The following is a 17,763-nucleotide window of genomic DNA, read 5'->3' as shown; positions in this document are numbered from 1 at the left end:
CGTTTCCGTTCCCTCCGCGCCGACTTCGCGCACTCTTCGGGTTGTACGGGTTCGGCGGCCCGTTCCTCCCCATCGACGGTCCTCGCTCCCCTTCGGAGCGCTTCGCCTCCCTTTGTCACCGGTGTCGCGCCTCTCACACCTGCGGCGCCGATCATGCGGACGGGCCGGTGGTTAGCATCCGGAGCATGGAGCCCGATCTGCTGTACGGCGTCACCGACGAGGTCGCCACCGTCGTCCTGCACCACCCGGCCAAGCGCAACGCCATGACGGCCGCGATGTGGGCGGCGCTGCCCCCGTTGCTCGACACGCTGGCCGCCGACCCGGCGGTGCGGGTGCTGGTGCTGACCGGCGCGGGCGGCACCTTCTGCGCGGGGGCCGACATCTCCACGCTCCGGAGATCGCCGGAGGAGGCGCAGGAGCTGGCGGTGCGGGCCGAGGAGGCCCTGGCGGCGTTCCCGAAGCCGACGCTGGCCGCGATCCGCGGGCACTGCGTCGGGGGTGGCGCCCAGCTCGCCGCGGCATGCGACCTGCGGTTCGCCGAGGAGGGCGCGCAGTTCGGGGTGACGCCGGCCAGGCTCGGCATCGTCTATCCGTCCTCCGCCACCCGGCGCCTGGTCTCCCTGGTGGGTCCGGCCACCGCCAAGTACCTCTTGTTCTCCGGCGAGTTGATCGACACCGAGCGGGCGCTGCGCACGGGGCTCGTCGACGAGGTGCTGCCCGTCGACGGACTCGACGAGCGGGTCGCGGAGTTCACCCGGGTGCTGGTCTCCCGCTCCCGGCTGACCCAGGCCGCCGCGAAGGAGTTCGCGAACGGCCGCACGGACCGGGACGCCCACTGGAGCGCTCAGGCGCGCGGCAGCGGCGACACCGCGGAGGGCGTCGCCGCGTTCCTGGAGCGCAGGGAGCCGCGCTTCACCTGGACTACGTCAGGATGAACCGGCTGCGGGCCCGCAGCTTCTCCACCAGGTGGGCCGGCGCCTTGTGCGGGGCGCCCGCGTCGTAGGGCGGTCGCGGGTCGTACTCCGTGGCCAGCTGGACGGCCCGGGCATGGTCGTCGCCCGCGATCCGGCCGAGCAGGGCGAGTCCCATGTCGATGCCGGAGGAGACGCCGGCCGCGGTGACGTACTTGCCGTCGAAGACGACGCGTTCGCCGGTCGGCTCGGCCCCGAACGCCTCGAGCTGCTGGAGGGCCAGCCAGTGCGAGGTGGCCCGGCGGCCTTCGAGGAGGCCCGCGGCGGCCAGCAGCAGGGATCCGGAGCACACCGAGGTCGTCCAGGTGCTGGTGGCGTCGGCGGCCCGGAGCCAGTCGAGCAGGGGCTCGTGGTCCATCAGCGCGCTCTGGCCGGGCCCTCCGGAGACGATCACGACGTCGGGCGCGGGGACCTCGGACAGCGCCCGGTCGGCGGTGACGGCCAGGAAGCCGGTCTCGGTACGGACGGGCCCCCTCTCCTCGGCCACGAAGACGGTCTCCGCGCCCGGGGCACGGGAGAGCATCTCGTAGGGGCCCACGGCGTCGAGGGCGGTGAAACGGTCGTAGACGACGACGGCGATCTGCATGGGGTCCTCTCACTGGACTCACGGGGCTTCGATGCGCGGTGTTTCGGTGGACGGGGTTCCGGTGGACGGGGTTTCAGTGGGCGGGCGCGGGGCGGAACCGTCGGCGGTACTCCCCCGGGGGCGTGCCGAGCGCCTTGACGAAGGCGCGCCGCATGGCCTCGGGGGTGCCGTAGCCGCTCGCGCGGGAGACCTCCTCGACACCGTCCGCCGTGTCCTCCAGCAGGCGGCGGGCGTGCTCCAGCCGGACCCGGTCGACATAGCGGCCCGGTGTCACGCCGGTCTCCTCGCGGAAGGCGCGGGCGAAGTGCCGCGGGGAGAGCAGGGCGCGGGCGGCGAGCGACTCGACGCTCAGGTCGGCGGCGGGATGCTCGGTGATCCACTGCTGGACCTCCCGCAGGGGTGCCCGCTCGGCCGTCTGGGCGGCCAGCTGCACGCTGAACTGGGCCTGGTTCCCGGGCCGGCGCAGGAAGACCACCAGGTGGCGGGCGATCGTCAGCGCCGCGTCGCGGCCGAGGTCCTCCTCGACCAGCGCGAGGGCCAGGTCGATGCCGGAGGTGACGCCTGCCGAGGTGTGGACGTGCCCGTCCCGGACGAAGATCGGGTCGGGGTCGACCTCCACGGCCGGGTGGTCGCGGGCGAGCCGGTCGCAGTACGCCCAGTGGGTCGTCGCCCGGCGGCCGTCGAGCAGACCCGCGGCGGCGAGCAGGGTCGCGCCGGTGCAGACCGAGACGAGGCGCTCCGCGCGCGGGGCGTTGACGCGCAGCCAGTCCGTGAGCGGCGCGGTGTCCGCGCCGCGGGTGCCCCGGCCGCCGGGGACGAGCAGGGTGTGCGGGTCGCCCGCGCGCGTGAGGGCCTCGTCCGGTACCAGGGTCAGCCCGCTGGAGGTGCGCACGGGAGCGCCGTCCAGGGATGCCGTGCGGATCCGGTAGGTGCCCGGGGTGTGCAGTTCGGCACCCGCGAAGACCTCCAGGGGGCCGGTCACGTCGAGGCTCTGGACTCCGTCGAAGAGCACGATGAGGACGGTGGGAACGGTGCGCTGCGCCATGGGGACGATTGTTCGCGGGCGGTTCGCGGGGCGGCAATGACGGGTTCCCCACCTTTCCGGCCATGATCCGTCGGCATGATCCGGCGATCCCGAGGTACCAGGAACATCCCGGCCGGAGCGGCCGGGGGACGAGGGACGAAAGGGGAATCTCGTGTTCCGTGCGATCGCAGACGTGCTGCGGCAGATCGGTGGCGCCGTCGCCACCGTGGTGACGCTGCCTTTCCGGGCGCTGGCCCGGCTCTTCGGCGGGGCGTCGGGGTCCACCAGGAGCCGCAGGGCCTGACGGCCGCGCCCTGATCCCCGGGTGTCGGTGTCACCTGCCACAATTGCCGCGCAACCTCAGTGGAGAAGGCGGTACGGGATCGTGACGACACCCGGGTCCATCGAATCAGGGTCCATCGAAGGCAGGATCGCCGAGGAACTCGGCGTACGGCAGCGGCAGGTGAAGGCCGCCGTGGAGCTGCTCGACGGCGGCTCGACGGTGCCTTTCATCGCCCGCTACCGCAAGGAAGCGACCGAGATGCTCGACGACGCGCAGCTGCGCACGATCGAGGAGCGGTTGCGCTACCTGCGGGAGCTGGAGGAGCGGCGGACGGCGATCCTGGAGTCGGTGGGCGAGCAGGGCAAGCTCACCGACGCGCTGCGCGCGCAGATCCTCGGCGCCGAGACCAAGGCACGGCTGGAGGACATCTACCTGCCGTTCAAGCCCAAGCGGCGCACCAAGGCGCAGATCGCGCGCGAGGCGGGCCTCGAGCCGCTCGCCGAGGGGCTGCTCGGCGACCCGACGGTCGATCCGCTCGCGGCGGCCGCCGCGTTCGTCGACGCCGACAAGGGCGTCGCCGATCCGCAGGCCGCGCTGGACGGCGCGCGGGCGATCCTCACCGAGCGGTTCTCGGAGGACGCCGATCTGATCGGGGAGCTGCGCGAGCGCATGTGGAAGCGCGGGCGGCTGGCCGCCAAGGTGCGCGAGGGCAAGGAGGAGGCGGGCGCGAAGTTCGCCGACTACTTCGACTTCGCCGAGCCGTTCACGGCCCTGCCCTCGCACCGCGTGCTGGCGATGCTGCGCGGCGAGAAGGAGGAGGTCCTCGACCTCGTCCTGGAGCCGGAGGAGCCCTCGGAGCAGCCCGGCCCCTCGTCGTACGAGGGGATCGTGGCGAGCCGCTTCGGCATCGCCGACCGCGGCCGCCCGGGCGACAAGTGGCTGACGGACACGGTCCGCTGGGCCTGGCGCACCCGGCTCCTGGTGCACCTCGGCATCGACCTGCGGCTGCGGCTGCGGACGGCCGCCGAGGACGAGGCGGTCGACGTCTTCGCCGCCAACCTCCGTGACCTGCTGCTCGCCGCCCCGGCCGGCACGCGCGCGACGCTGGGCCTGGACCCCGGCTTCCGTACGGGCGTGAAGGTCGCCGTGGTGGACGCGACCGGCAAGGTCGTCGCCACGGACGTGATCCACCCGCACGTCCCGGCGAACAGGTGGGACGAGGCGATCGCCAAGCTCGCGCGGCTCTCGAAGGAGCACGCGGTCGACCTGATCGCCATCGGCAACGGCACGGCGTCCCGGGAGACCGACAAGCTCGCCGGTGAACTCATCACCAAGCACCCGGAGTTGAAGCTCACCAAGGTGATGGTGTCCGAGGCGGGCGCCTCCGTGTACTCGGCCTCCGCCTTCGCCTCCCAGGAGCTGCCCGACATGGACGTGTCGCTGCGCGGCGCCGTGTCGATCGCCCGCCGGCTCCAGGACCCGCTCGCCGAGCTGGTGAAGATCGACCCCAAGTCGATCGGCGTCGGCCAGTACCAGCACGACCTGTCCGAGGTGAAGCTGTCGCGTTCGCTGGACGCGGTGGTGGAGGACTGTGTGAACGGCGTGGGCGTGGACGTCAACACGGCCTCGGCGCGGCTCCTGTCCCGGGTGTCGGGCATCTCCACCGGACTCGCCGAGAACATCGTGGCGCACCGGGATGCCAACGGGCCCTTCACCTCCCGTTCCGAGCTGAAGAAGGTGGCCCGGCTCGGCCCGAAGGCGTACGAGCAGTGCGCGGGCTTCCTGCGCATCCGCGGCGGCAGCGACCCGCTGGACTCCTCCAGCGTGCACCCGGAGGCGTACCCGGTGGTGCGGCGCATGGTGAAGAGCTCCGGCCAGGAGGTGGCGTCCCTCATCGGCAACACGGGCGTGCTGCGCTCGCTGCGGCCGACGGACTTCGTGGACGAGACGTTCGGTCTGCCGACCGTCACGGACATCCTCAGGGAGCTGGAGAAGCCCGGGCGTGACCCGCGGCCCGCCTTCAGGACGGCCACCTTCAAGGAGGGGGTGGAGAAGATCTCCGACCTGTCCTCCGGGATGGTCCTGGAGGGTGTCGTGACGAACGTGGCGGCCTTCGGGGCGTTCATCGACGTCGGCGTCCACCAGGACGGCCTGGCGCATGTGTCCGCCCTGTCGAAGACGTTCGTCAAGGACCCCAGGGACGTCGTCAAGCCCGGTGACATCGTCAAGGTGAAGGTCCTCGACGTCGACATCCCGCGCAAGCGGATCTCGCTGACGCTCCGGCTGGACGACGAGGCGGCCCCGCAGGGCGGTCAGGGCCCGTCCTCCGGCGGAGGCCGGCCCCAGCGCGGCGGCGGGCGTCCGCCGCAGCAGCGGCAGCAGGGCGGGCAGCGCGGCGGAGGCTCCGGCGGGGGCGGAGGCGGCGGTTCGCGCCAGACTCCCCCGCCGGGAAACAGCGCCATGGCCGACGCACTGCGCCGGGCGGGCCTCGTCGACCCCAAGAAGGGCCGGCGCTGACGGCGGCACACTCCACCGGGGCCCGGCGCTGCCGGGCCCCGGCAGCGCCGTCCGTGGGTACGTCCGGACGGCGCTGCCGGGCCGGCGAGCAGACAGGGCGAGGCGGGAGCGACCGGGGGCCGGTCTAGCGCTCGGTCACCTTGCCCGCGGCGACCTCCAGGCGGCGCGTGACATGGACCGCGTCCAGCATGCGCCGGTCGTGGGTGACCAGGAGCAGCGTGCCCTCGTAGGCGTCGAGGGCCGCTTCCAGCTGCTCGATCGCCGGGAGGTCCAGGTGGTTCGTCGGCTCGTCGAGGACGAGGAGGTTGACGCCCCGCCCCTGGAGCAGCGCGAGGGCGGCGCGGGTGCGTTCGCCGGGTGACAGGCTCGCCGCCGCACGCGTCACATGGTCCGACTTCAGGCCGAACTTGGCCAGCAGGGTGCGTACGTCGGCCGGTTCGGTGTCGGGCACGGCCGCGCGGAACGCGTCCAGCAGGGACTCGGATCCGTGGAACAGCTGCCGGGCCTGGTCGACCTCGCCGACCAGGACGCCCGAGCCGAGGGTGGCCTGTCCGGCGTCCAGCGGGACCCGCCCGAGCAGCGCGCCGAGCAGGGTCGACTTGCCCGCGCCGTTCGCGCCGGTCACCGCGACCCGGTCGGCCCAGTCGATCTGGAGGGTCACCGGCCCGAAGGTGAAGCCGCCCCGCCGTACCTCGGCCTCGCGCAGGGTGGCGACCACGGCGCCGGAGCGCGGCGCGGACGCGATCTCCATGCGCAGCTCCCACTCCTTGCGCGGCTCCTCGACGGTCTCCAGGCGCTCGATCATGCGCTGGGTCTGCCGGGCCTTCGCGGCCTGCTTCTCGCTGGCCTCGCTGCGGAACTTGCGGCCGATCTTGTCGTTGTCGTTGCCCGCCTTGCGGCGCGCGTTCTTCACGCCCTTGTCCATCCAGGAGCGCTGGGTCTGCGCGCGGTCCTGGAGGGCCGCCTTCTTGTCGGCGTACTCCTCGAAGTCCTCGCGGGCGTGCCGACGGGCCACGTCCCGCTCCTCCAGGTAGGCGTCGTAGCCGCCGCCGTAGAGGTTGATCTGCTGCTGGGCGAGGTCGAGTTCGAGGACCTTGGTGACCGTGCGGGTGAGGAACTCGCGGTCGTGGCTGACGACGACGGTCCCGGCGCGCAGACCCTTCACGAAGCGTTCCAGGCGCTCCAGACCGTCGAGGTCGAGGTCGTTGGTCGGCTCGTCGAGGAGGAAGACGTCGTAGCGGGACAGGAGCAGGGAGGCGAGGCCCGCGCGGGCGGCCTGCCCGCCGGACAGGGAGGTCATCGGCTGGTCGAGGCCGACTCCGAGGCCGAGCGAGTCGGTGACGTCCTCGGCGCGCTCGTCGAGGTCGGCGCCGCCGAGGTCGAGCCAGCGCTCCAGGCTCGTCGCGTAGGCGTCGTCGGCGCCGGGCGCCCCGTCGACCAGGGCCTGGGTGGCCTCGTCCATGGTGCGCTGCGCCTCGGCGACGCCGGTGCGGCGGGCGAGGAACTCCCGCACGCTCTCGCCGGGACGGCGCTCGGGTTCCTGGGGCAGATGGCCGACGGTCGCGGTCGGCGGGGAGAGCCTGCGTTCGCCCTGCTCGGGCGGGGTGAGCCCGGCGAGCAGCTGGAGCAGGGTGGACTTGCCCGCGCCGTTGGCACCGACCAGCCCGATCACGTCACCGGGGGCGACGACGAGGTCGAGCCCGGAGAAGAGGGAGCGGTCGCCGTGGCCGGCGGCGAGGTTCTTGGCGACGAGGGTGGCAGTCATCAGGTCGTAGATCCTAGTGGGCGTCCGCGGGTGCGCTCGCGCCGGTTCCCCCGCGATCTCGCCGTACGGCGACGCGGTCCGTTACCGTCCGGGCGTGGACACGCGACGAAACGGCGATGTGATCGTGGTCGGCGGCGGGGTCATCGGGCTGGCGACGGCCGTCGTGCTCGCCGAGCGCGGCCTGCGCGTCCGGGTCTGGACCCGCGATCCGGTCGAGCGGACGACGTCCGCGGTGGCCGGCGCCCTGTGGTGGCCGTACCACATCGAGCCGATCGCGTCGGCGCGGGCGTGGGCGCTGCGCTCGCTGGAGATCTACGAGGAGCTCGCCGGGCGGCCCGGGGAGACGGGCGTGCGCCTGGTCGAGGGGATACTCGGCGAGACGGACCTGGACGAGGTCGAGGGCTGGGCGGCCGACCGGCTGGCCGGGCTGCGCCGGACGACGGCGCGCGAGTACGGCGTGGGCACCGGTGTCCGGGCCCGGCTGCCGCTGATCGACATGTCGGCCTATCTGCCCTGGCTCCGCCGGCGGCTGCTGCGGGCGGGCGGCACGGTCGAGGAGCGCACGGTGACCGACCTGGCGCAGGCCGAGGCGCCGGTGGTGGTCAACTGCACGGGGCTGGACGCCGGACGGCTGGCGGCGGACCCCTCGGTGCGGCCCGTTCGGGGTCAGCTCGTCGTCGTGGAGAACCCCGGCGTCGACACCTGGCTCGTCTCCACCGGCCCGGACGGCGAGATCGCCTACCTGTTCCCGCACGGCGGACGGCTGCTGCTGGGCGGTACGGCGCAGGACGACGTGTGGTCGCTGGAGCCGGATCCGAAGGTGGCCGAGGCGATCGTGCGGCGCTGCGCGGCCCTGCGGCCGGAGGTCGCCGGGGCCCGGATCCTGGAGCACCGGGTCGGGCTGCGGCCCGTCCGGGCGGCGGTCCGGCTGGAGCGGGCGGAGCTGCCGGACGGACGGACCGTGGTGCACCACTACGGGCACGGCGGGGCGGGCGTGACGGTGGCCTGGGGCTGTGCGGAGGAGGCGGCCGGACTGGTGCTCCCGGCCGCCTCCTGACCCGGCGGCTGTGTACGCGCCCCGGTTACGGGATCCGGTGGGCGCGGTACGGGGTTCCCGCACCGTCCGGGGACCGGGTGCCCGGGCCGACCACCGCCGATCCCGACGTGGCACGGGCGAAGGCGTCCGCGCCGCCGACGAACGGGACCCGGGCCGAGGTCCGGGACAGGTCCAGGGTGACGGTGGGGGTGTCGGCCGGCGGGTCGATGAGGTCCCGGTCGGTGCCGGCGACGATCAGTGCGAGCCGGTGACCGGCCGGGACGACATGGTCGGTGGCCGCCAGGTCGAGGGTGAGGGTGTACGCCCGGCCCGGGGTGAGCGGGACGCCCTTGCCGGGGTCGGCGTAGGTGCCGAGGTCGGCCCAGCCCCGGCTGACGACCGTCCGGCCGACGTCCACGGTCCGCGCCGCCGTCTCCTTGAAGCAGGCGCTGTCGCCCGTCGTGCTAGCACCCCAGCAGGTGCGGTCGGTGAGGGTGGTGACGCCCTCGCCGCTCGCCGCGTAGTCGCGGATGGTGTCGGGGCCGACGTCGACGAGGACGGCGCTCAGATGGGCCGTCGCGGTGGTGGGCGTGGCGGTGACGGTGACCTGGGAGGAGCCGGACAGGCGCAGGTCACGGGTGAGGGCACCGGTGACGAATCCGGCCTTGGCGGAGGAAGGGGTGTCGATCTGCTCGGCCCACTCGGTCTCGCTCAGCCGTGGGTCGTCGGTGAAGGTGGCGGTACCCGTGCCCCTGCGCAGGCCGAGGGTGCCGACGCCGGGCTCGTCACCGGTGGAGGGGCGCAGGGTGGCGGTGCGGGTGCCGTGCGGCGGCCAGACGGCGGAGGTGGCCCACTGGTCGGGGTGGCGTTCGATGTCGGCCATCGGCTCGCGGTCGATGCCGTTGTCGTAGCCGAGGAGTTCGTGGTCGAACCAGCGGTGCAGGGTGTCCACCCAGGCGGCGCGGCGGAAGTCGAAGGGGTCGACGTGGCCGGTCTGGGAGAGCCAGATCTTGCGCTCGACGCCGTTCTTCGCGAGGGCGTCCCACCACGGGCCGAGGTGCTTGGTGCGGACGTTGAGGTCCTGGAGGCCGTGGACGAGGAAGACGCTCGCCCTGACCTTGCGCGCGTCCGCGACGTAGTCGCGCTCGCTCCACAGCGACGTCAGGTCGCCGGTGCGCGGGGCCTCGTCGACGAGTCGCCGCTGGACGGCGGCGCACCTGGCGCGCGCCTCGGGGCTGTCGACGTAGTCGGAGAGCCAGTCGGGTCCGGAGTCGTAGAGAGGGGCGCCCTGGGCGAAGTAGTAGTCGTACCAGGAGGAGATGGCGGCGATCGGGACGATGGTTTCCAGGCCCTTCACGCCGGTGGCGGCGACGCCGTTGGCTATGGTGCCGTCCCAGCTCTTGCCGATCATGCCGGTTCTGCCGTTGGTCCAGTCCGCCTGGGCGGTCGTGGTGCCGGTGCGGGTGGTGTACGCCCTCGCGCGGCCGTTCAGCCAGTCGACGACGGCCTTGGCGGACCGGATGTCGGAGGGTCCGCCGACGTCGACGCAGCCGTCGGAGCGGTTGGTGCCGGCGAGGTCGACGCCGACGAAGGCATAGCCGCGGGGCACGAAGTAGTTGTCGTAGAACAGCGGCATCTGCACGACGTTCCCGGCGGCGTCGTACGTCTTGCGCTGGCTCTCGTTGCCGCGGCCGCAGCAGGAGTAGTAGGGGCTGGCGTCCATGATGACGGGCACCCTGCGGCCCTGTGCGGCGGGCTCGCGGGGGCGGACGATGTCGACGGCGACGCGGTCCGTCCTGCCGTCGCTGTCGCCGTCGAGTCCGGTGTCCACCCAGACGGACTCGCGGACGGCGTTCTCGTAGGAGTACACGGGCCGGCTCTCGCGCGGGGCGCCGTGGGCCGCGGTCGGGGTGAGGAAGGCGGCCACCAGGAGGGTGATGGCGGCGGTCGCGAGCGGTCTCCAGATCGTGAAGCGCATGCGTGTCGACATGCGCGGGACGGTACCCGCGTCAACTCCCGTACAGAAGAGGGCAGCTGTGGGTCCGCTGTGGCCGGAACACGCCCCTGTGCACGGTCGGACCGTGACGGCCGAATGGCGATCGTGTGACAGGGGTGGCGGTGGGCAGGCCCTGGGACACAGGGAGTCAATAGGCTCCGAACCGACCACGTGACTCTACGACTTGGAGCTTTCGTGCACCGCAGAATCATCGCTCCGGGCGCACTCGCCGCCGCGTCCGTACTGCTGGCGATCCCGGCATCGGCCGCTAGCGCCTCCCCCGGCGCCCCGGGCATCGGCGACCCCTACTACCCGGCGTACGGCAACGGCGGATACGACGTCTCCCACTACGACCTGCGGCTGAAGTACCAGCCGGCGACGGACGAGTTGGAGGGCACGGCGACGATCCTGGCGAGGACCACGCAGGAGCTGTCCCGGTTCGACCTGGACTTCCTGCTCGACGTGAGCGAGGTACGGGTCAACGGCGCGGTGGCGGCGTTCACTACCTCGGGCGAGCACGAGCTGGAGATCACGCCGAAGACGCCGCTGGCGAAGGGCGCGGCGGTCACGGTCGTGGTGCGGTACCGCGGTGTCCCTTCCTCGGAGAAGGCCTACGGCTTCACCAGTTGGCACCGCACGGCGGACGGCGGGGTGGGCGCCAACGAGCCCGAGGCGGCCTGGTGGTGGTTCCCCAGCAACGACCACCCGCTCGACAAGGCCACGTACGACGTGTCGGTACTGGTGCCCGACGGCACGCAGGCCATCTCCAACGGGACTCTCCAGTCGACGAGTTCACGACTGGGCTGGACCCGCTACAACTGGCGTTCCAGCAAGCCCCAGGCCACCTATCTGGCCACCCTCGCCGTCGGGAAGTTCGACATCGCGACCGGGACGACCGAGAGCGGCATCCCGGTCGTGAACGCCTGGAGCAAGGATCTGGGCGACAACGCCGGTGCCGCGAGGGCGAGCGTCGAGCGGACCGGGGAGATCGCCGACTGGCTCAGCGGGTACTTCGGGCCGTACCCCTTCGACGCGCTCGGCGGGTACGTGCCGAACACGAACACGGGTTACGCGCTGGAGACGCAGACCCGGCCCTTCTACAGCCCCCGGCAGTTCGCGAACGGCTCCAACGTCTCCGTGGTGGTGCACGAGCTGGCGCACCAGTGGTACGGCGACTTCGTGTCCGTGGCCGGATGGAAGGACATCTGGCTCAACGAGGGTTTCGCCCGGTACGCGCAGTGGCTGTGGTCCGAGCACGAGGGCGAGGGGACCGCGCAGGAGCTCGCGGACTACACGTACGCCTCGCACCCGGCCGACGACGCGTTCTGGACGGTGCGGCCCGGTGACCCCGGTGCGGAGAACCAGTTCGACATCGCCGTCTACGACCGGGGCGCGCTGGCGGTGCAGGCGCTGCGCAACGAGATCGGCGACGAGGCCTTCTTCGCCGTCCTGAAGGGCTGGCCGAAGCAGCACGCGTACGGCAACGCGAGCATCGCCGACTTCCGGGAGTACGCCGAGCGGATCTCCGGGAAGGAACTGGGCTCCCTGTTCGACACCTGGCTGTTCCAGCCGGCCAAGCCGGCCGCGCCCGCGGCGCGGACGGCCGCGATCGCGAAGGCGTCGGCCGCTCCCGCGCAGCCGAAGTCCTGGAGGAGCATCGCGGCGACGAACGACGTGCACCGGCACTGAGGTGCGTCGGCGCCGGACCGGCGCCGAAGCCCGGTCGGTCGCCCGGGGCACGGGCAGGCGGCCGGCTCCGGCGCGGGCCGGTGCTACCGCCCGGTGGGCGCCGCCCCGGCCAGGAGCGCGTCGCGCGACAGGGCGGCGCTCTCCGTGGCCGGCACCGTGCAGGCGTACGCCCCGGCCAGCGCGCCGTACTCGGCGCACCGCAGCGGCGGCTCCCCGGCGAGACGGCCGAAGAGGAAGGCCGACGCGAAGGCGTCCCCCGCGCCGTTGGAGTCGACGACCGGGCCGGGCGGGGCGGCGGCCGGGACGTGGGTCAGCTCGCCGTCGGTGAGCAGGTACGCGCCCTTGGCGCCGGCCGTGGCGACGACCACCTCGGCCCGGCCCCGCTCGGCGATGCGCCGCATGGTGGTCTCCGGGTCGGTCAGGGCGGTCACGGAGACGAAGACGACGTCCGCCGCGTAGGCGAAGGCCTCGTGGTAGGGGTTCTCGCCGTCCCAGTTGTGCAGGTCCGTGGAGAGGACGGCCCCCGCCTCGCGCAGTACGGGCAGGGCCTCGGCACCCGGGTGGGTGATGGACACGTGCGTGTGACGGCTCGCGGCGGCCAGGGTCCGCAGGGTGTCCTCGGGGAAGCGGTCGTCCGGGCGCCCGCGGCTGTTGTCGTACAGCGACAGCCGCCGCCCGTCCGGGCCGACCAGGTTGACCGCCCGCTTGGTCCCGGCGGGCTGCGGCAGCGCGGTGAGGGCGATGCCCTTGTCCCGGTGCAGGGCGCGGACCAGGTCCCCCTCGGGGTCGTCGCCCAGGAAGTCCAGGTGGTGGGTGCGCAGTCCGAGGGCGGCGAGGCCCAGGGCGACGAAGTCCCCGGTCTGTCCGGCGCGGGGGCGGATCCCGCTGTCGATCATGTAGCTGTCGGCGTACGGGAGCGGCAGCTCCGGTACGTACACGATGGTGTCCACGCCCGCGCCGCCCAGGACCAGGACGTCGATGCCGTCGGTCTGCCCGGCCCGCTCGGTGTTCGTGTTCTCGATGTCGGCACGCATCCGCGCTGCCCCTCCCCGTGGTCGTGCACCGTGACCGCGACACCCCGCCCGGCCGCGCGGTGACGAGCGGTTCGACCCGGACCGACCGGCCCCGGCCGGACCGCAGCCTATCCGGGGCACGGCGCCCCGCGGGCCGTGCGGGCCCCGTCTCGCCCCTCGGGCACTTGGGACCCGCCCCTCCGCCCTTTGCCCCGTCCTACTCCGCGGGCCCGGACAGGTCGGTCGGTTCGGCGTCCACCGTCCTGGACACCCTGCTGCGGACCGCGTACCAGCCGCCGACCAGGGCGGCCGCGATCACCGGGATCAGCAGGAGGGTCTTGCGGCCGACCTCCGGGTCGTTGCCCATCAGGCCGAGGACGGCGACCAGGAAGACGATCGTGACGATCTCCGTGACCGGGCTGCCGGGGAGCCGGAAGGCGGGACGGGTGACCAGGCCCGCCTTGGCGCGGCGGACGAAGACCAGGTGACAGATCATGATGATCACCCAGGTGCTGATGATGCCCAGGGAGGCGATGTTCAGCACGATCTCGAACGCCTGGCTGGGCATGAGGAAGTTCAGCCCGACACCGAGCACACAGACCCCGCAGGTCAGCAGGATGCCGCCGTAGGGGACCTGGCTGCGGTTCATCCGGGCGGTGAACTTCGGGGCCGAGCCCGCCGTGGCCATGGAGCGCAGGATGCGGCCGGTGGAGTACAGACCGGAGTTCAGGGAGGACATGGCGGCCGTGAGGACCACCAGGTTCATCACGTCACCGGCGCCCGGGACGCCGATCTTCGACAGGACGGTCACGAAGGGGCTCTCGTCGGCCGAGTAGGCCGCGCCGGGCAGCAGCAGCGCCAGCAGGACGACGGAGCCCACGTAGAAGAGACCGACGCGCCACATGATCGAGTTCACCGCGCGCGGGACGACCTTCTCCGGCTCGGAGGTCTCGCCCGCGGCGACGCCGACCAGCTCCAGCGCGGCGTACGCGAAGATCACGCCCTGCATGACGAGGACGACGGGCATCATGCCGTGCGGGAGGAGACCGCCGTGGTCCGTGATCACGCCCGGGCCGGGCGTCTCGCCGCCCACCGGGTGGCGGGTCGCGAGGAGGAAGATGCCGACGCACATGAAGGCCACCAGGGTGGCGACCTTGACGATCGAGAACCAGAACTCCATCTCGCCGAAGATCTTCACCGAGATCAGGTTCACGGCCAGCACGACCGCCAGGGCGATGAGCGCGAGCACCCATTGGGGGATGCTCGTGAACGCGCTCCAGTAGTGCGTGTACAGCGCGATCGCGGTGATGTCGGCGATGCCGGTCGTCGACCAGTTCAGGAAGTACATCCACCCGGCGGCATAGGCGCCCTTCTCGCCGAGGAACTCGCGCGCGTAGGACACGAAGGAGCCGGAGGAGGGCCGGTAGAGGACCAGCTCGCCGAGGGCGCGGACCACGAAGAAGGCGAAGACGCCGCACACGAGGTAGGCGAGCGCGAGGGCCGGGCCGGCGTTGTGCAGGCGTCCTCCGGCGCCCAGGAAGAGGCCGGTGCCGATGGCGCCGCCGATGGCGATCATGTTGACGTGGCGGTGCTTGAGGTCCTTGCTGTAGCCGGCGTCGCCCGCGTCCGCGGGTGTCGCGGCCGCCTGGGGGTGGGCGGCGACTTCGGCCGTGCGCACGCTGTCCTTGCTCACGGGTGGTTCCACTCTCTGGTGCGCCCGGGCGGGGTGGGCCCGGGTGTCCGTACGGTCGTGGCCCGCGGCTCCCGGGTAGGGGCACAGACCAGGGCAGCACCTTCCCAGGGGCACCGACGATCATGCGGTGGTCCATGTCACAGCGCGTCGCTTCTCACACGGTGCCCACCAGGGGACGACCGGTTTCACAGCAGTGGTGTGACAGCGATACTGCTGCACATGACGATCGAGACCGAGGAGCCGGCCCTCACGGTCGACGAGCTGGCCGCCCGCGCGGGGGTCACGGTACGGACGGTGCGCTTCTACGGCACCAAGGGACTGCTGCCCCCGCCGGTCATCGGTCCGCGCCGGGTGGGGCACTACGGCCCCGGGCACCTGGCGCGTCTGGCGCTGATCGAGGAGCTGCGCCGGCAGGGGCTGACGCTGGCGGCGATCGAACGCTATCTGGAGCGGCTGCCCCCCGGGCTCGACGCCCACGACCTCGCCGTGCACCGCGCCGTGGTGGCCTCGTGGGCGCCCGACGCCGTGGAGACCGTGCCGCGCGAGGAGCTCCAGCGGCGCGCCGGGCGGGCGCTCGGCGCACAGGACGTGGACCGGCTCGCCGCGATGGGCGTGCTGGAGGCCGACGCCGACGCCCCGGCCGGCACGGACGCGTACCGGGTCGACGCGGGACTGCTGCGGCTGGGTGTGCGGCTCCTCGACGTGCCGCTGTCGCCGGAGGCGATCATCGCCGCGCGGACGGTCCTCCTGGACCACGCGCGCGCCGCGGCCCACGAGCTGTCGCGGCTGCTGCGCGAGGAGATGACGGAGCGGGACGCGCGGGCCGTGCGGTCGCTGTCGGCGCACATGCAGCCCCTGGTCGTGCAGGCGCTCCTGACGGCCTTCCAGCGGTCCCTGACGGAGGAGCTGCGGGAGTGGCTCGGGGAGCCGTCGGCGGACGGCTCCCCGTGACGGTCCTTCGGCTCAGCGCCCGTCCGTGAAGGTCTCCCCCCGCTCCGCCTTCGCCACCAGCAGCGCGGGCGGGGTGAACCGGTCGCCGTAGCGCTCGGCGAGCTCACGCGCGCGGGCCACGAACGCGGGGAGCCCGGTGCCCTGCCCGGGGCCCCCCTCGTAGCCGTTGATGTACTGGAGGACGCCGCCGGTCCAGCCGGGGAAGCCGATGCCGAAGAGGGAGCCGATGTTGGCGTCCGCGACGGACGTCAGCACCCCCTCCTCGAGGAGCTTGACGGTGTCGAGGGCCTCGGCGAAGAGCATGCGCTCCTGCATGTCCCGGAAGGGGATCCGGGCGTCCGCGCGCGTGAAGTGCTCGCGCAGGCCCGGCCACAGCCCGGCCCGCCTGCCGTCCTCGCCGTACTCGTAGAAACCGGCTCCGCCGCTGCGGCCGGGGCGGCCGAACTCGTCGACCATGCGGTCGATGACGGCTTCGGCGGGGTGGCCGGGCCAGACGCCGCCCGCCTCCTCCACGGCCCGTCGCGACTCGTTGCGGATCTTGCGCGGGAGGGTGAGCGTGAGTTCGTCCATGAGGGACAGGACCTTGGCCGGGTAGCCCGCCTGGGCGGCCGCCTGCTCCACGGAGGCGGGCTCGATGCCCTCGCCGACCATGGCGACGCCCTCGTTGATGAAGTGACCGATCACCCGGGAGGTGAAGAAGCCGCGCGAGTCGTTGACGACGATCGGCGTCTTCTGGATCTGCCGGACCAGGTCGAAGGCGCGCGCGAGGGCCTCGTCGCCGGTGCGCTCGCCCTTGATGATCTCGACGAGCGGCATCTTGTCGACGGGCGAGAAGAAGTGCAGCCCGATGAAGTCGTCCTGGCGCTCGACGCCTTCGGCCAGGGCGGTGATCGGCAGGGTGGAGGTGTTGGAGCACAGCAGCGCGTCGGGGGCGACGATCTGCTCGATCTCCTGGAACACCTTGTGCTTGAGGGAGGTGTCCTCGAAGACGGCCTCGATCACCGCGTCACAGCCGGTCAGGTCCTGCGGGTCGGCGGTGGGCGTGATGCGGGCGAGCAGCGCGTCCGCCTTCTCCTGGGTCGTACGGCCCCGCGAGACGGCCTTGGCGCACAGCTTCTCGGAGTAGGCCCTGCCCTTGAGGGCGGCCTCCAGGGAGACGTCCTTGAGGACGACGTCGATGCCCGCGCGGGCGCACGAGTAGGCGATGCCCGCGCCCATCATCCCGGCGCCCAGGACGGCCACCTTGCGGACCTGGCGGGGGGCGATGCCCTGGGGACGGCTGACGCCGGAGTTGACGGCCTGGAGGTCGAAGAAGAACGCCTGGATCATGTTCTTCGACGTCTGTCCCGCGGCCAGTTCGACGAAGTAGCGGGCCTCGATGACCTGCGCGGTCTCGAAGTCGACCTGGGCGCCCTCGACGGCCGCGGCGAGGATGTTGCGCGGCGCCGGGTAGGGGGCGCCGTTGGTCTCCTTGCGCAGGCTGGCGGGGAAGGCGGGCAGGTTGGCGGCGAATCGGGGGTTCGACGGGGTGCCGCCGGGGATGCGGTAGCCCGGCCGGTCCCAGGGCTGCTGCGACTCGGGGTTCGCGTCGATGAAGGCGCGGGCCTTGGCGAGCAGGTCCTCGGGCGTGTCGGCGACCTCGTCGACCAGGCCGTTCTCCAGGGCTCGCCGCGGGCTGTACTGGGTGCCCTTGAGGAGGACCTTGAGGAGGGCGTCGGCGATCCCCAGCAGCCGCACCGTGCGCACGACACCGCCGCCGCCGGGCAGCAGGCCGAGGGTGACCTCGGGGCAGCCGATCTTCGAGCCGGGCGCGTCCAGGGCGACGCGGTGGTGGCAGGCGAGGGCGAGTTCGTAGCCGCCGCCGAGGGCCGCGCCGTTCAGGGCGGCGACGACCGGCTTGCCGAGGGTCTCGATGCGGCGGAGGTGGCGCTTGATCTCCAGTCCGCCGTCCAGCAGTTCCTGGGCCGTCCCGGGAGTGACGCGGATGAGGTCGCGCAGGTCGCCACCGGCGAAGAAGGTCTTCTTCGCCGAGGTGAGGATGATGCCCCGGATGGAGTCCTTCTCGGCCTCCAGGCGGTCGGTGACCGCGGCGAGGGAGGCGCGGAAGGCCGCGTTCATGGTGTTCGCGGACTGGTCGGGGTCGTCGAGGACGAGGGTGACGAGGCCGGTGCGGTCCTGTTCCCAGCGGATGGTGGTGCTCTGTGTCATGACGGGGTCTCCGTAGAAGTCTGTGGGTTCC

The 17,763-nt window shown here is 72.8% G+C and carries 13 protein-coding genes; 6 read left to right on the top strand and 7 right to left on the bottom strand.

Annotated elements, in window-relative coordinates:
- The first annotated feature begins 185 nt into the window (after nucleotides 1-185).
- Nucleotides 186-935 carry an enoyl-CoA hydratase/isomerase family protein gene (locus AOQ37_RS12895; protein ID WP_062644341.1) on the top strand — a complete coding sequence of 250 codons (750 nt, stop codon included), beginning with the start codon at nucleotides 186-188 and terminating at the stop codon, nucleotides 933-935.
- Here the strand turns inward: AOQ37_RS12895 and AOQ37_RS12890 are convergent.
- Together AOQ37_RS12890 and AOQ37_RS12885 are read right to left on the bottom strand one after the other, a co-directional pair.
- On the bottom strand, nucleotides 922-1,557 hold the full coding sequence (locus tag AOQ37_RS12890) for a DJ-1/PfpI family protein (protein WP_062644339.1): 636 nt from the start codon (nucleotides 1,555-1,557) through the stop codon (nucleotides 922-924). The genes AOQ37_RS12895 and AOQ37_RS12890 overlap by 14 nt on opposite strands.
- Nucleotides 1,558-1,630: 73 nt before the next feature.
- Nucleotides 1,631-2,602 (bottom strand): GlxA family transcriptional regulator, encoded by a 972-nt coding sequence (locus AOQ37_RS12885; RefSeq protein ID WP_062644337.1) that lies wholly within the window; start codon nucleotides 2,600-2,602, stop codon nucleotides 1,631-1,633.
- A gap of 151 nt (nucleotides 2,603-2,753) precedes the next feature.
- On the opposite strand from AOQ37_RS12885, the gene AOQ37_RS41800 reads away from it, so the two are divergent.
- The gene (locus AOQ37_RS41800; RefSeq protein WP_020129452.1) at nucleotides 2,754-2,885 is read left to right on the top strand and encodes an LPFR motif small protein; all 132 of its coding nucleotides are present in this window, start codon (nucleotides 2,754-2,756) and stop codon (nucleotides 2,883-2,885) included.
- Nucleotides 2,886-2,966: 81 nt separating this feature from the next.
- Nucleotides 2,967-5,381: a Tex family protein gene (locus AOQ37_RS12880; protein ID WP_062644335.1), complete on the top strand. Its 2,415-nt coding sequence runs from the start codon at nucleotides 2,967-2,969 to the stop codon at nucleotides 5,379-5,381.
- A gap of 124 nt (nucleotides 5,382-5,505) precedes the next feature.
- Here the strand turns inward: AOQ37_RS12880 and AOQ37_RS12875 are convergent, their stop codons facing one another.
- Entirely contained in the window at nucleotides 5,506-7,146 is a 1,641-nt protein-coding gene (locus AOQ37_RS12875; protein WP_062644333.1) for an ABC-F family ATP-binding cassette domain-containing protein, read from the bottom strand.
- A 94-nt stretch (nucleotides 7,147-7,240) separates the two neighbouring features.
- On the opposite strand from AOQ37_RS12875, the gene AOQ37_RS12870 reads away from it, so the two are divergent.
- Nucleotides 7,241-8,203: an NAD(P)/FAD-dependent oxidoreductase gene (locus AOQ37_RS12870; RefSeq protein WP_062644531.1), complete on the top strand. Its 963-nt coding sequence runs from the start codon at nucleotides 7,241-7,243 to the stop codon at nucleotides 8,201-8,203.
- 25 nt (nucleotides 8,204-8,228) lie between these two features.
- Here the strand turns inward: AOQ37_RS12870 and AOQ37_RS12865 are convergent, their stop codons facing one another.
- On the bottom strand, nucleotides 8,229-10,172 hold the full coding sequence (locus AOQ37_RS12865) for a Xaa-Pro dipeptidyl-peptidase (RefSeq protein ID WP_062644331.1): 1,944 nt from the start codon (nucleotides 10,170-10,172) through the stop codon (nucleotides 8,229-8,231).
- 201 nt (nucleotides 10,173-10,373) lie between these two features.
- On the opposite strand from AOQ37_RS12865, the gene AOQ37_RS12860 reads away from it, so the two are divergent.
- The gene (locus tag AOQ37_RS12860) at nucleotides 10,374-11,867 is read left to right on the top strand and encodes a M1 family metallopeptidase (RefSeq protein WP_062644329.1); all 1,494 of its coding nucleotides are present in this window, start codon (nucleotides 10,374-10,376) and stop codon (nucleotides 11,865-11,867) included.
- 83 nt (nucleotides 11,868-11,950) lie between these two features.
- Here the strand turns inward: AOQ37_RS12860 and AOQ37_RS12855 are convergent, their stop codons facing one another.
- Nucleotides 11,951-12,901, bottom strand: coding sequence for an adenosine kinase (locus AOQ37_RS12855; RefSeq protein ID WP_062644327.1), 951 nt, complete (start codon nucleotides 12,899-12,901; stop codon nucleotides 11,951-11,953).
- Nucleotides 12,902-13,097: 196 nt separating this feature from the next.
- Nucleotides 13,098-14,573 carry an amino acid permease gene (locus tag AOQ37_RS12850; protein ID WP_062644325.1) on the bottom strand — a complete coding sequence of 492 codons (1,476 nt, stop codon included), beginning with the start codon at nucleotides 14,571-14,573 and terminating at the stop codon, nucleotides 13,098-13,100.
- Nucleotides 14,574-14,792: 219 nt separating this feature from the next.
- Here AOQ37_RS12850 and AOQ37_RS12845 point away from each other — a divergent pair, with 219 nt between their 5' ends.
- Entirely contained in the window at nucleotides 14,793-15,524 is a 732-nt protein-coding gene (locus AOQ37_RS12845; RefSeq protein ID WP_062644529.1) for a MerR family transcriptional regulator, read from the top strand.
- 12 nt (nucleotides 15,525-15,536) lie between these two features.
- On the opposite strand, the gene AOQ37_RS12840 is transcribed toward AOQ37_RS12845, so the two are convergent.
- The gene (locus AOQ37_RS12840) at nucleotides 15,537-17,732 is read right to left on the bottom strand and encodes a 3-hydroxyacyl-CoA dehydrogenase NAD-binding domain-containing protein (RefSeq protein WP_062644324.1); all 2,196 of its coding nucleotides are present in this window, start codon (nucleotides 17,730-17,732) and stop codon (nucleotides 15,537-15,539) included.
- Nucleotides 17,733-17,763 lie beyond the last annotated feature (31 nt).

Origin of the sequence: Streptomyces maremycinicus, from assembly GCF_001184025.1 — a bacterium.
Lineage (GTDB): Bacteria > Actinomycetota > Actinomycetes > Streptomycetales > Streptomycetaceae > Streptomyces > Streptomyces maremycinicus.
This window is presented reverse-complemented; position numbering and strand designations above follow the sequence as displayed.